Origin of the sequence: Euzebyella saccharophila (genome assembly GCF_014855495.1) — a bacterium.
GTDB lineage: Bacteria > Bacteroidota > Bacteroidia > Flavobacteriales > Flavobacteriaceae > Euzebyella > Euzebyella saccharophila.
The window spans coordinates 1,021,987-1,035,527 of the sequence record NZ_JACYFJ010000001.1 but is presented as its reverse complement, the minus strand read 5'-3'; the positions used below and the strand labels follow the sequence as shown (position 1 = coordinate 1,035,527).

General features: G+C 38.5%; 13 protein-coding genes. 2 read left to right on the top strand and 11 right to left on the bottom strand.

Annotation, left to right across the window (positions count from 1 at the left end):
• Nucleotides 1-91: 91 nt before the first annotated feature.
• The 3 genes from IL355_RS04325 to IL355_RS04320 all read right to left on the bottom strand — a co-directional run bounded on the left by IL355_RS04325 (nucleotide 92) and on the right by IL355_RS04320 (nucleotide 4,102).
• Nucleotides 92-1,561, bottom strand: coding sequence for a family 43 glycosylhydrolase (locus IL355_RS04325; protein WP_317175470.1), 1,470 nt, complete (start codon nucleotides 1,559-1,561; stop codon nucleotides 92-94).
• Between the two features lie 2 nt (nucleotides 1,562-1,563).
• Entirely contained in the window at nucleotides 1,564-2,196 is a 633-nt protein-coding gene (locus IL355_RS19360; protein WP_317175469.1) for a family 43 glycosylhydrolase, read from the bottom strand.
• Nucleotides 2,197-2,437: 241 nt separating this feature from the next.
• Nucleotides 2,438-4,102, bottom strand: a complete 1,665-nt coding sequence (locus IL355_RS04320) for an RluA family pseudouridine synthase (protein WP_192460943.1) — start codon at nucleotides 4,100-4,102, stop codon at nucleotides 2,438-2,440.
• Between the two features lie 377 nt (nucleotides 4,103-4,479).
• Here IL355_RS04320 and IL355_RS04315 point away from each other — a divergent pair, with 377 nt between their 5' ends.
• The gene (locus tag IL355_RS04315) at nucleotides 4,480-5,091 is read left to right on the top strand and encodes a phage integrase SAM-like domain and Arm DNA-binding domain-containing protein (protein WP_192460942.1); all 612 of its coding nucleotides are present in this window, start codon (nucleotides 4,480-4,482) and stop codon (nucleotides 5,089-5,091) included.
• 40 nt (nucleotides 5,092-5,131) lie between these two features.
• Nucleotides 5,132-5,704, top strand: coding sequence for a tyrosine-type recombinase/integrase (locus IL355_RS04310; protein WP_192460941.1), 573 nt, complete (start codon nucleotides 5,132-5,134; stop codon nucleotides 5,702-5,704).
• A 428-nt stretch (nucleotides 5,705-6,132) separates the two neighbouring features.
• Here IL355_RS04310 and IL355_RS04305 read toward each other — a convergent pair whose 3' ends face one another.
• From IL355_RS04305 to IL355_RS04270, 8 genes are all read right to left on the bottom strand, one after another.
• A complete protein-coding gene (locus IL355_RS04305) occupies nucleotides 6,133-7,254 on the bottom strand; it encodes an ABC transporter permease (protein ID WP_192460940.1) in 1,122 nt (373 codons plus the stop codon).
• 92 nt (nucleotides 7,255-7,346) lie between these two features.
• Complete coding sequence (locus tag IL355_RS04300; RefSeq protein WP_192460939.1) at nucleotides 7,347-8,453, bottom strand: ABC transporter permease; 1,107 nt, start codon at nucleotides 8,451-8,453, stop codon at nucleotides 7,347-7,349.
• The gene (locus IL355_RS04295) at nucleotides 8,450-9,178 is read right to left on the bottom strand and encodes an ABC transporter ATP-binding protein (RefSeq protein WP_192461345.1); all 729 of its coding nucleotides are present in this window, start codon (nucleotides 9,176-9,178) and stop codon (nucleotides 8,450-8,452) included. The genes IL355_RS04300 and IL355_RS04295 overlap by 4 nt, the downstream gene beginning before the upstream one ends.
• Nucleotides 9,178-10,080, bottom strand: a complete 903-nt coding sequence (locus IL355_RS04290) for an ABC transporter ATP-binding protein (RefSeq protein WP_192460938.1) — start codon at nucleotides 10,078-10,080, stop codon at nucleotides 9,178-9,180. The genes IL355_RS04295 and IL355_RS04290 overlap by 1 nt, the downstream gene beginning before the upstream one ends.
• On the bottom strand, nucleotides 10,081-10,443 hold the full coding sequence (locus tag IL355_RS04285) for a cupin domain-containing protein (RefSeq protein ID WP_225621107.1): 363 nt from the start codon (nucleotides 10,441-10,443) through the stop codon (nucleotides 10,081-10,083). It abuts the gene before it with no gap.
• Nucleotides 10,444-10,454: 11 nt separating this feature from the next.
• On the bottom strand, nucleotides 10,455-11,351 hold the full coding sequence (locus IL355_RS04280; RefSeq protein ID WP_192460937.1) for an HlyD family secretion protein: 897 nt from the start codon (nucleotides 11,349-11,351) through the stop codon (nucleotides 10,455-10,457).
• 7 nt (nucleotides 11,352-11,358) lie between these two features.
• A complete protein-coding gene (locus tag IL355_RS04275; RefSeq protein ID WP_192460936.1) occupies nucleotides 11,359-12,612 on the bottom strand; it encodes a TolC family protein in 1,254 nt (417 codons plus the stop codon).
• Between the two features lie 4 nt (nucleotides 12,613-12,616).
• Entirely contained in the window at nucleotides 12,617-13,228 is a 612-nt protein-coding gene (locus tag IL355_RS04270) for a TetR/AcrR family transcriptional regulator (protein ID WP_192460935.1), read from the bottom strand.
• Nucleotides 13,229-13,541: the final 313 nt, after the last annotated feature.

Here is a 13,541-nt window from a genome sequence, read left to right as displayed (position 1 = left end):
CAGTAAAATACAACACCCAAAAAAATTGGGAAGCGGATACTTTTTACCCGTACGGGTCATATTAGACCACCATTTGGTCTTTAAAGACTTTTTACCTAAGCGGGTCTATACCCTCAAGGGTGGGTTGGGTTTCATTTATATTCCCATTGGAATCAAAAGTCAACTTATCTATACAAACTTCCCTGTTATAGCCTGCAGCGTCTCCCATGGTAATACCCTTGGGCCTATTAAACCTATGATATACCAAATACCATTCATCATTACCCGGAACTTGAATTATGGAATTATGTCCCGTACCATAGATACCTAGGTTATCATCCCGTTTAATTACTAAATTATCTTCGGGTATTTCCAATGGTCCTAAGGGTGATTTTGCCTTTGCATACCGAACCCTATAATCAGGACTTCTGGTATCATCCTGTGACCAGAGAAAATAATAGGTGCCATTTCTGTAGGTAATTTCTGCTCCCTCCCTAAAGGTATCATCTGGAGTTAAGACCTTTACGGTTTCTTTTTTGATGGAAAGCATATCAGGATTCAATTCGGCCACGGCCAGATAACCATTTCCCCAATAAAGATAAGGCGTACCAGTCTGGGGGTCGATAAAAACATCCGGGTCAATTTCTTGACCTCCGGTAACCCCGTCAGGCTTAAAATCTATTAAGGCCGCGCCAGAATCCTTAAAGGGCCCTGTAGGTTCATTGCTGTATGCCACCCCTATTTTCTGGGCTGCAGTAAAGTAATAAAAATATGTATAGTTTCCGTCTATTTTTGCCTCTACCATGGTAGGGGCCCAAGCATTTCTATCGGCCCAAGAAACGTCCTTTTTTAAATCCAAGATAGTTCCTTCATCTTCCCAGTGGACTAAATCCTCTGAGCTAAACGTTTTGAAGTAGGTACCGGACCAACCAGTAAAACCGTCACTTGTAGGGTACATATAATATTTTTTGTTTTTTTCTGAGTAAATAATTTCCGGATCTGCGTAGTAACCTTTTAAAACCGGATTATTCGCTTCTTGGACAGTTACCTTATATTTTTCTTCTTTTCCGTTTAGGGTATGTAACACATAAGAAACTGGAGCTTCACTAAAATCTTGAGCTGCAGCAGGTAGCATTTTCGTACCCGGAAACATTTTAAATTGAGGGTCAAAATTAGAAATGTCGGTACCCTCTTCCACAGGAATATAAATTTCTTTGTCCTTTTTATTGATTTCCATATTGATAGGCTTGGCCTTTGGAGACCGGACCGACAATATGGACGGTAAATCTGTGGACGGAAAACTTTGCAATAAACGTTCTGTTTCCTCTTGAGTAATAGGAAGAACCGTTCCATGACGTGGATGAAAATTCATATATACATCTTCATCTACCACCTCAAAATTCTTAAGATCGGTACTTTTGGTAAATTGATAGGTACCGCTCATGTACATATCATACATTAGAATATACTCATTACCATCAATTAACTTGAAAACCCCTGACCCTTCAACGGCCTGATCTGTTTGATCAACATTACCCTCCAACGCCTTATACCCACCGGTCAAACTGTCTGAAATGGCCACTTTTATACCTTTATCCGTGGTACCTCCGTTTTATAAAAGAGATGATATTTTCCATTATTATAAATGATATCACCATCAATATTGGCCTTTTCATTTGGACTGTAGAAAAGCTGCTCGGGGGCAGCTTCCAAGCCATTAAAATCTGCATTGGCATAGGCATAATATATTTTGTCATAACTCCCCGGTTCCAACAATGAAAAGTAAACCATATACTTGTCTTTCTCCTTGTCATATATGGTCTGGGGAGCCCAAACCCTGTTTACATTCCCAAATTTTTCCGGGTACGCTTCAGGTATATCAATTACGGTAGATGTCCATGAAATCAAATCTTTTGAAGTCAATAAAATCATGGCGGTATTGGTCCACCCATTTTTAGAAAGCAAATTCGTCAAAACCATATAATAAGTACCATCCTCCCCTCGTAAAATATGGGGATCCCTAACACCACCGGTCACACTAATTTTTTTACTATCCAAGATAGGCCTGTTATTATTTAGAGCATAATAATGATAACCATCTGGACTAATAGCATAATGCACTGCTTCTTCTCCCTCTCCATTACCCACAAAATATGTGAATAGATAGTTGGTATACGCTTCATTTGAAGAAGAGTTGCAACCGTTAAAAAGAAACACTAGTAAAAATGACCAAAGAATAGACTTGGTTAAAGTTCCACATAGTTGGCTTGGCAGAAGGAAGTAATAGCGCTTAATAAACTGATTATAGTAAGGAACCAAATATAATGTGTTTATTTTACACTTAAAATAAAAATATTGCTTTACTATTTTATTGGACCTACCAAAAACTAAGATTCTCTACATTCAAGGATTATTGAATGAATAACTGATTATTAATTTTATTGCAGTCCGTTCTTTCTCAAAGGGAAAAAGGCAGATCCGTTTTAATATGTATAGTTTCCCCCGTAACAGGATGTGAGAACTTTATCTGTTGCGCATGTAAACAAAGTCGCTTTTCAGGAGTACCATACAAATTATCGCCAACGATAGGAGCATGAAGCCCTAACTTATGGGCACAATGCACCCGTAATTGATGGGAACGGCCCGTAACTGGCCTTAATTTAATAAGAGTGCGCAAAGCAGCTTCTTCAACTACCTCATAATGGGTTAAAGCCGGTTTTCCGTGCTTATAACTGACCATTTGCATGGGGCGATTGTTAATATCCAAAATAAGAGGAAGCTCAATTACTCCCGAGGATTTATGAATTGGCTTTTCGAGAATTGCCATATAGGTCTTTTGAATACTTCGCTCTAAAAATTGCTGCTGCAACCGTTTATGTGAAGCTTTATTGAGCGCCACAATCATAATCCCGGAAGTGTCCTGATCTAATCTGTGAACAATCATTGGCCCAGTAGCTTTTGGATAAAGTTGTTGCACACGAGTCTGGACCGAGTCTTTGATATATCTGCCCGAGACTGACAACATTCCCGAAGGCTTATTCACAATTACCAAGTGCTCATCTTCAAACAATATCTCCAAATCTTTATCTTCCCCAAAATTCTCTAACAAAGGATTTGGTTTTACCTGTATGCCTTTTAGCATGTGAGCCAAGATGGGTTGACATTTTCCTTTACAGGCAGGATAGAATTTACCATGCTCCCTAATTTCAGAATTGGGTGAAGGCCCCCACCAAAACTCCGCTAGGGCAATAGGGGTCATTAAATGTTGAAATGCATATTGAAACAATTTTGGTGCAGCGCACTCCCCCGCTCCTGCCGGCGGCACCTCAACTCCAAAATCATTGAATACTTCCAGGGCATTTTTTCGTTCCCCTAAATTATTCATGAAAACAAAAGATTCAAAAATAGCTTCCTGTAACTTGCCGGATTTTTCCCTTCTAAGAACCTTTAACCCATCAATACGATTTTCAATCTCACGAACAACCTCTTTCGCTTTTTCTCGCCGAAGGTTTTCAGACCGGATGTACCTCCTTAGGTCCATTCCATCATGTGCTCCTTGCCGGTTTAGCTCGTCAAGTTGATATTTACGCTCGTTTTCCGGGAGACCATCAGCTTTTTTTCTTAATTCATCCCGTTTTTCCTTAGCTATTTTGGCCTTTTTTTTAGCCTCGAGAATATTTACCTCTGTTTCTTTGAGAATTTGTTGAAGTTCAATTTTAGTGCTAATGTACCCTTCACTTTCCTCCAAGGTACGCACCTCTGTACTTATGGAATTTATTTGTACCATTTCAGGAAAATTCTCCCCTTTTGGCAGTTGATAAACCGGAGGTACAAAAGGCATAATTTCCAATTCGGCTTGCAACTCCCCGGAATAGGCTGAAAGATATCCTAATGCTCCCTCTTTTGTTTTAACTACCAAAACACCAAGCATTCGACCTTTCGGTAGGCTCTCTAGCTCAGGCAATTCCATCTTTAATCTCTTTTGAAGGTCGCGTGCCGCCTCTTGCGCTAACGGGGTCGGTCTATAGAAATGGGGGTATTCGAAACTTTCTGGAGGTTGAAAGTCACTTTTTGTTTCGAGATAAACTAATTTTGGCTTCTTTGAATGTGGTTCGGCTGTCAATTTTAGTCTATTTTCCGGTTGTATTTCCCAATCTTGAACGGACTGACTTATTCCTGCAAATTTAGGATTCTTGTTTAGAATTTAATTGTTGAACACGGTCATTACAATGAAATGGAATATTTAGGCGAGAAAAGGATATTTAACAAAAACCAAAAAAGCCCCAACTTGCGTTGAGGCTTTTGCGGTCTGGACGGGACTCGAACCCGCGACCCCCTGCGTGACAGGCAGATTTTATTTAAATTCATATGAATTAAAAAATCAATAAATACGGGGGTTTTCAGAGATTAATTGTATCTTTAAGTACATTTAAGACCATAAAAAACCACTTTTTGCGTGCAAACTGCGTGCAAATTTGCACGCAGACTTTAACATTTGATATGGCTACATACATAAAGCTCTCATTGGATAAACGAAGGAAAGATATCAAAATCTTCCCATTAATTTTTCGATTGACCCATAATCGAAAATCCACAAGTATAGGTACAGGACACAAATTAGCAGTTTCCGAATGGGACGATAAAAGGCAAAAAATCAGGCCATCCTTCAAAGGCACGGAGTCGCCTTCCCGTTTGAATAACCTTTTGCAAAAGAAAATGGCTCGTATGGTAAATATCCTTACAAAATTGGAGGAGGGGGACAAATTGAAATATATGAGTGTATCCGAGGTAAGGAGCCATATTACCCATACTACAAAAAAAGTTACTTTTTACCAGTTTGCCCAAAAGCAGATAGCAGATCTAATCAAAGCAAACCGCATTGGAAATGCAAGGGCTTACAAACATGCACTTAAAGCCGTCAAGAATTTCAGGAATAACAAGGATTTCACATTTGATGAACTGAATCTCGAATTCTTAAGCCGATTTGAAAAGCACCATTTGGCCAAGGGCAATAAACTGGGTGGTCTAAGTGTATATTTAAGAACCATCCGGGCCATTAACCGGAAAGCTATAAAGGCGGGGGGTTGCGGACAAGGAAGGATACGCCTTTGACGATTACGTTATACGTAGCGGAAAACCCGAAAAACGCGCCTTGCCCTTCGATGCCATTCGCAAAATTGCTTCGCTTGATCTTGAAGAAGGCACGGCTATTTTTAGGGACAGGAATATTTTTATGATGAGCTTCCTGCTCAACGGCATGTCCTATGTCGATATGGCTCATTTAAAGTTGTCTAATATTGTTGACGGTCGCATCAAATACTCCCGTAAAAAAACAGATGAACCTTACAATATTAAAATACATGACCAACTTAATCCGTTGTTATCATATTTTACTGAGGGAAAGAAAAAAACTGAGTATCTATTGGATGTTGTCAAAAGTGAAAATCCGATTGAAAGCTACAATCAAATAGTTTGGGCAAGAAAAAGGTTTAACGATAATTTGAAAAAGCTTGCTGAACTTGCAGGAATAGAAGAAAATATAACAAGTTACGCCGCACGCCACTCATTTGCTTCGAGTGCCAATGACATGGGAATTCCGCTAACGGCCATTTCCCAAATGTTGGGGCACAAATGCATCAGTACCACACAGGCATACTTAGCAGGGCTTAGGAAATCCAAAATTGATGAATACCAGGACGAAATTATGGACAAGCTCTCGGGATAGTCCGTTCCTTAGTCGGCTTATCGATAATTGGACTTTCACTTCTTTTTCCCTAACAACAAAAAATCCCAAAAACTGTTTTGAATTCGGAATTAGAAATTGAATTTATTCATCGTATTCTAAAAAGTGAATATCCAACAATACACAAAGAAGAAACTTTCCTTGGCGAACTTCGACGTTGTGATGACCCTAATTATTATCAGTGCGTGTATATGCCAACGGAAGAAATCACCATAAAGTGTTAAACATGTCCAATAGTAACTGGAGCATCTTTCTGAACGAGTTCTTTAGGATTTATGAAAAAAGGGCAGCTTGCTGCTAAAGTCAAAATCCTGCTATATACAAAATATCAACGAAGTGGTACGGTTTACTTTTAATTTGAGATATATTGGTAACCAATTTTTTCTTATGTTTTTAAGGACGACTCATCTTTAGGTGGTTTTTTTATAACTCCAAACGGCCAAACCATTCATTACAATGGCATAAGCCAATGTTTTTATGGCTAATGGAAAAATATCGGTAAAGCCGGAACCTTTGAGCATTACCATTCGTATAATCTCTACAAAATATTTAATGGGATTGAATTCTGTCAGTATCTGCGCCCATTTGGGCATACTTTCTATGGGTGTAAACAAACCACTCATCAAAATAAATATCACAATAAAGAACCAAGCAATAAACATGGCTTGCTGTTGGGTATCGGTAAAGTTTGAAATAAACAAACCCATTCCTAAAATCACCAGTATATACACCGAAGTATAGCCATAAAGAAGCAGTAGGTTCCCGAGTATGGGCACGTTAAAAATAACTTTGGCGAGCATTAACCCAACGGTCAAGAGTCCCATGCCCAACACCCAAAACGGAAAGAGTTTGCCAATGATAAATTGATATTTTTTTATGGGCGTTACATTAATTTGTTCCAACGTGCCTATTTCTTTTTCCCTTACAATGTTCATTCCTGATAAAAACAGCGTAATCATAGTAACGAGTAGCACCAAAATACCTGGCACCATAAAAGTTTTGTAGTTGAGGGTTTCGTTATACCAAAACAACGGAGTACTGTCTATACTACTGGGTTGCTGAACGGAATCTGAAACCTGTATCAAGTCTGTTGCAATATGATTATTATAGTTTCGTATAATTTGGGTTGCATACACATTAATGACTCCTGCTGCCGAACCGTCAATGGCATCAATAAATACACCTATTTCGTTGTGCTGGTTTTCCTGTAAATCACTTTCAAAATTTGTTGGAATGCTGAGATACACATCCACACTGCCATCTTGCATTGCGGTATAGGCATCTTTTTGAGAAGAAAATTTTTCTGATACGTTAAAATACGTTGAAGCCTCAAATCGTTCGATTAATCCTCGGGAGGTGCTGCTGTTATCGGCATCCACATAACCAAAAGTTATGTTTTTTATTTCGTAGGTAGCTGCATTTGACAGAATGACCAATTGTAGGACTGGTAAAATAAAAATGATGGGCAGCATTCCTTTATTTCTAGAGATTTGCTTGAATTCCTTTCTTATGATATACAGGATAATTTTCATCGATATAAAAACTAGCTAGACTTTTTGGTTAGGTCTTATTCATGTTGATCAGCAACAAATTTTTTTAAAAATGCCCTTTCTAGGCTTTCATTTCATTCGAGCCTAATTTTATATTTTTTAACGCTGATGCCCATAAATACTAAGGTCATAGCAAATAAAATCAAGGTTTCCTTTAATAGAAAGCCAATACCAACGCCTTTGAGCATAATACCTTTAACAATAATGATAAACCACTTGGCGGGAATAATGTTGCTAATACCTTGTAATGGCAAGGGCATACTGCTGATAGGGAAAATAAATCCGGACAGCAATATGGTGGGCAGCATTAAACCCATGAGGGAAATCATCATCGCGGTTTGTTGGGTTGACGAAATGGTTGAAATTAAAATACCCAACGCCAATGATGTAATTATGAACAAGATGCTTTCAAACCCTAACAAAAACAAACTGCCCTTTACGGGAACATTAAAAATAAATATACTCAACAGCACTATGACAATGGCATTGATAACCGATAAAAAAATGTAAGGAAACACTTTGCCAATAATCACCTGAAAGGGTTTTAAGGGTGACACTAATAAAATTTCCATGGTGCCTTGCTCCTTTTCGCGGGTGATGGATATAGAGGTCATCATTGCGGACACCAACATCAAAATAACCGTCATTACACCGGGAACAAACATATATACGCTTTTGAGTTCAGCGTTATAGACCATTCGGCTTTGTGGTACAATTTGGTAATCTATGGACACCGTGTTGTTTAATTCTTGTTGGTAATTTTTAAGGATGGACGAGATGTAATTACTGATGGTATTTGCCATATTGGGGTCGGTGGCATCGGTCAATATTTGTACGGTTGCTTGTTTTTCTTTAATAAGGTGACGCCCAAAATTATTTTCAAACTGAAGTACGGCTTTTACCTTTCCTTTTTTGAATATGGATTCTATGGACGACTCTTGTTGAATGATATCTAAAATGCTAAAATGCTTTGAAGCAGCAATTTTATTGATGATTTCTTTGGAAGTAACATCATTGGACTGGTCCAAAATGGCGATATCCACATTGTTAATTTCATTGGTAATGGCAAAACCGAACAAAAGGATTTGGACAATAGGCATCCCGAACAAAATAAACAGCGAACGCCTATCACGGAAAATGTGATAAAATTCTTTTCTAACAGAACCTACAAATCGTTTCATCCTCTTGCCAATTTTAGAAATACATCGTTCATTGTATCTGTTTTGTACTGTTCTTTTAACTTTTTGGGTGTGTCCAGTGCGTCAATTTTTCCATTTACCATTATAGATACCCGGTCGCAATATTCCGCTTCGTCCATATAATGGGTAGTTACGAATATGGTAGTGCCATTGTGGGCAGCTTTGTAAATGAGTTCCCAAAATTGTCGTCTCGTAATGGGGTCAACGCCACCGGTAGGTTCATCTAAAAACACAATTTTGGGTTCGTGCAATAAGGACACCGAAAATGCCAGCTTCTGTTTCCAGCCCAAGGGCAAGGAGGCCACCAAACTATTGGTTACTTCTTGAAGTCCTAATTCTTCAACCAGTTCGCAACGTTTTTGGTCTATTTGTTTTTTGGACAAGCCATAAATTCCTCCAAAAAATGTAATGTTTTCTTTTACGGTAAGGTCATCGTACAAAGCAAACTTTTGACTCATATAGCCAATGTTTTTTTTGATGGATTCGGCTTGTTTGTAAACATCAAATCCAGCTACTGTGGCTTTGCCTGAAGAAGGGGACGAAATGCCAATAAGCATTTTCATTGCCGTAGTTTTTCCGGCACCATTGGCACCTAGAAATCCAAAAATCTCCCCAGCTTTTACGTGGAAACTTATTTGGTTTACCGCTACAAAATCACCAAATAGTTTGGATAGATTATCGACTTCTATAACGTTTTGTGCTTTCATCATTTGGCTAATTCCATAAAGGTATCTTCTATGGTGGGTTGGGTGAGTTCAATATGAATATTGGTAAGTCCTTGTTGTACTAAATAGGATTTTATTTCCTCAACATTCATTGCTTCTCTCTTATCGGTATAATGCACAAATTCCCCGAAAGGGAAAACACTATAGGTATGCTCATAATGGGTTAAACTCGTAATTAAGCTGTACATATTAGAAGCACTGATATTATACAGTGGTTTTAGAAAGTGGCCAACAATAGCTTTTGGGATATCTATTTCAAGGATTTTACCGCCTTGAATTAATGCGATACGGTCGCATAAAGCGGCTTCGTCCATATAGGGTGTGGATACCAAAATGGTGATGCCTTTTTGCTGCAAGCGTTTAAGCATTTCCCAAAATTCTTTTCTTGAAACCGGGTCAACGCCGGTTGTTGGTTCGTCTAAAAACAAGACTTTGGGTTTGTGAATCAAGGCACAGCTCAAGGCGAGCTTTTGTTTCATTCCGCCCGACAGTTTGCCTGCTCTTCGGTTTTTAAAAGGTTCTATTTGTACATAGATGTCTTTAATTAAATCGTAGTTTTCCGCTATGCTAGTGCCAAAAATGGTGGCGAAAAAATTCAGGTTTTCCTCAACGGTTAAATCTTGATACAACGAAAAACGTCCCGGCATATAGCCTACACTGTTTCTAATGGATTTATAATCGCTCAACACATCAAAACCTGTAACAGTTGCTTGTCCTTTATCGGCAATCAACAGTGTGGTTAAAATCCTGAACAAGGTGGTTTTGCCGGCGCCATCGGGACCGATTAAGCCATAGAGTTCGCCCGGTTTTACATCCAATGAAATATTGGACAAAGCCGTTACCTTACCATAGGATTTTGATATGTTCTTTACAAGGATTCCCATTTATTTTATCAATAAAAAATGACTCTTTTTAAGCGCATCAACTTGGTGTTTTACATTGGCTTCAATAAAGACATAATCGCCTGCTTGTAAAGTTTCTTTAGTGCCTTTTTCATCAGAATAAACGGCTTTACCGCTCACGCATACCAAGAATGCCGGTACTTTAGAAACGTGCTCTTCTAGGCTTTTGTTTTTTTCAATTTGAAGCGAGATTACTTTCTCGTCCGTAGGTTCAAACAAAAGTTGGGTTTGTACGTCTTTTTCTTGGGTGTGCAAGGTCTTCAAGTTCATCGTATGGCTATTTTTTACGGTACCGCAACTCCATAAAGTGGCGATTGTTAATGTTATTAATGCTAGTTTTTTCATGGATTCTATATTTAGTTTTTTGAGTTTAACCACATTTCTGCAGGCATTCCTATTTTTAGGCTACCGTCATTTTTTACCTGTATTTTTACGGCATAGACAAGGGCAACGCGTTCTTCTTTGGTTTGAATGATTTTTGGCGTGAATTCCGCTTCCGAAGCTATCCAGCTAACAATACCATCATAGGATTTCATTCCCTCTTGGTCATCGATTTTTACGGTTACGGTTTGGCCAATAGCAACAGATGCCAATTGGGTTTCGCTCACATACACCCGCAAATCCATTGTAGATAAATCGGCAATTTTATAGAGCGGTTTGCCAAAACTTACAATTTCGTTGGGCTCGGCATATTTGGTCAACACTGTTCCGTTTACAGGGTTTACGATCTTGCTTTTTTGAATTTGGTCGTCTATTTGTAGCAGTTGTATATCGATACCTTTAAGCTCGTTTACCACCGGAGCGTTTTGAATTTCAACACTACGGATGCTGTTTTTTAAAACGGCGATTTCGCCATTAACATCATCCAATTGTTTTTGCGTTCCGGCGTTGTCCTTAATGAGATTTTCAGTTCTTACCTTATTAGTGTTGGCTGTTCTTAATTTTGCTTGTAACACATCAATCTGAGACAAAACCCCTCTGGACTTTGAGGCAATTACCTCCTTTTGTACCAATAGTTGCTCTTTTTTTAAGTGAAGCGGAATGGTATCTATAGTCCCTATTCGTTTATATTGTTCAATGACCGTACCTTCATCAATGTTAAAAGCTATGAGTTTTCCGGTGTTTTCGGCAGAAATGGTTATTTCGGTAGCTTCGAAGTTTCCGTAGCCATCTGCTTTGTCTCCATTGTCGTTACACGCGATGAGTAGTGTTACAACGGTGGGTATAAGTAGTATTATTGGTATATTTTTCATGGTTTTTCTAGTTTAAATCGCCCTTTAAGGTGTTGTAATTGGCTTTAGCCAGTTCCAGTTGGGTTTTATGTTGGTTGAATTGATTTTCAGCTTGGAAAAGCTTGGTAAGTTCAATAATGTATTGAGATGTGGTAATGACACCATTTTTTAATTGTGCATCAAAAGTGCGGACAACTTCTTGCTGAATGGATATAAGTTGTTGGTCGATTGCCATATTACTTTCAAGCGTTTCCATTTCTTTTTGTTGTTCATGTAAGGAGGTATTGGTGTTCAGTCTAAAAACATCTTCCTGATTGCTGATGAGTTCTTTTGAAAAGTTGAGTGCTTGCCGTTGTTTTTTATTGCCGTTCCAGTCAAACACATTCCAGTTGAGCTTCAACCCAACAATGTAATAGGCCGAAAAATCGTTTTCTAAAAAGTTGAGTCCTGGATTGCCCAAACCGCCTGTTGCAAAGGCATTTACTGCGGGTGCTATGGCTTTGGACAAAAGATTTTGTTGTTGTTCAATTTCTTGTTTTTGTAGGTTGAACAAGGATAATTCGGGTCGGTTTAAATCGTTTGCACCCACAACAGAAAGCAAGGGTTTTTGAAATTGGGTTTCTACGGAAAGCGGAATGCCGATTAGGGTGGATAAGGAAGCTATTACTTTAGATTTATTATTGGCTGCTTCTTGATTTTGCTGTGAAATCTTTAATAATTCGGCTTCAATAACCTTATCTGAAGTGGGTAGGAGCACCCCATTTTTCACACCCGATTTCACCTCGTTCAACGTGCTGTTTAATTGTTCTTTTCTGGCGTTTAGCAAGAGCATTTGGTCGTCGATTAAAAGAATGGAAAAATAGAGTTGGTTGACCCGTTGTTTCAATTGGTACAAATTGACTTCAACTTCTTGTTGTTTTCTTTGGGTACTGCTATTTTGCAACTCTTGGCTCGCCTTAATTCTTCCGCCATTGTATAGCAACTGATTGGCAGTAAGCGTTGCGCGATATTGGTCGTTGTTCAACGAATTGATATCCAGATTGGGGATAGGCACTTCGGTAACCTCACTTTGATAGGTCGCTTGCGCATCGAGGTTGAACTGAGGCAATGTTTTTGAGGTGATTGCCGAAAGTTCAGCAGTATTTTGCTGCGCTAAAATTGCTCCTTGTTTTGCCAGCGGATAATTGGCTTTTAAACCCTCATAGCAGGCGTCTAAACTGATGCTGTTTTGGGTATGGCCAACAATTGTTGAAAAGAGAAATACTATCAATAAAAATCTCATTTGCTTATTTTTTTATGGCATTGATTATAAAATCTGAAACTGCCGTTTTTCGGTCTTCCAGCATCGCTTTGTAAACCTTGTCATCTACATTGGTAAATGCTTTGATGAGCGGGGAAGCCACAAACGGAAAGACGTTTAAGGACAAAATATTGATAAACAACTGCTCTGCATTCACCGGAACAATGGTTCCTATTTCAATTTCCTCCTCTACCTGGATTTTGAATTTTGAAATGTTGGGAAACGCCACATTGCTTTTAATGTTTTCGACGAATTTTGGATTTCTGTGGAGTTCTTGTATGATGAAACCTGGTAAATAGGGATACTTCATCATAAAACTGATATAATTATGTGTGAAGCTTCTTATTTTCTGCTCCAAAGGAGAGTCGTCATTGAGTATGGCATTGAGTTGTGGTGCCAACAAGGCAAAGGCTTTATTGAATACGGCTTCAAAAAGCAACTGTTTGCTTCTGTAGTAATAATGTAACATTGCCTTGTTTATACTTGCCTCATCAGCAATTTCCTGCATACGGGCGCCATCCATTCCTTTAGCCTGAAAAACCTGTTGTGCCGCGATCAATATCTTCTCCTCGGTTTGATTGTCCTTATGCTTTGTCATTTTAGATTATTTATTAACTAAATAGTTTAACCAATTGGTTAACAAACGTACAAAAATATTTTTATTGATAGAATCTCATTGAAAAAGTTTTGCTAAATACAATACATGGGGCCATGAAACATAAAAATATAACAATTCGTATGTACGCTTTCATTCCACATTTTAATCTTTCAGAGGTTCTATTAAGAAGGGCTGTATGTAACTTAGCTTGTATTTACCTTAAACATAAATTGCTCCCCAAGTGTTGAGAAGTAATAAAGGATATTTTTATCCTTTATTGCTGATATTTGTCATATTCTTTAGGGAGACGCCT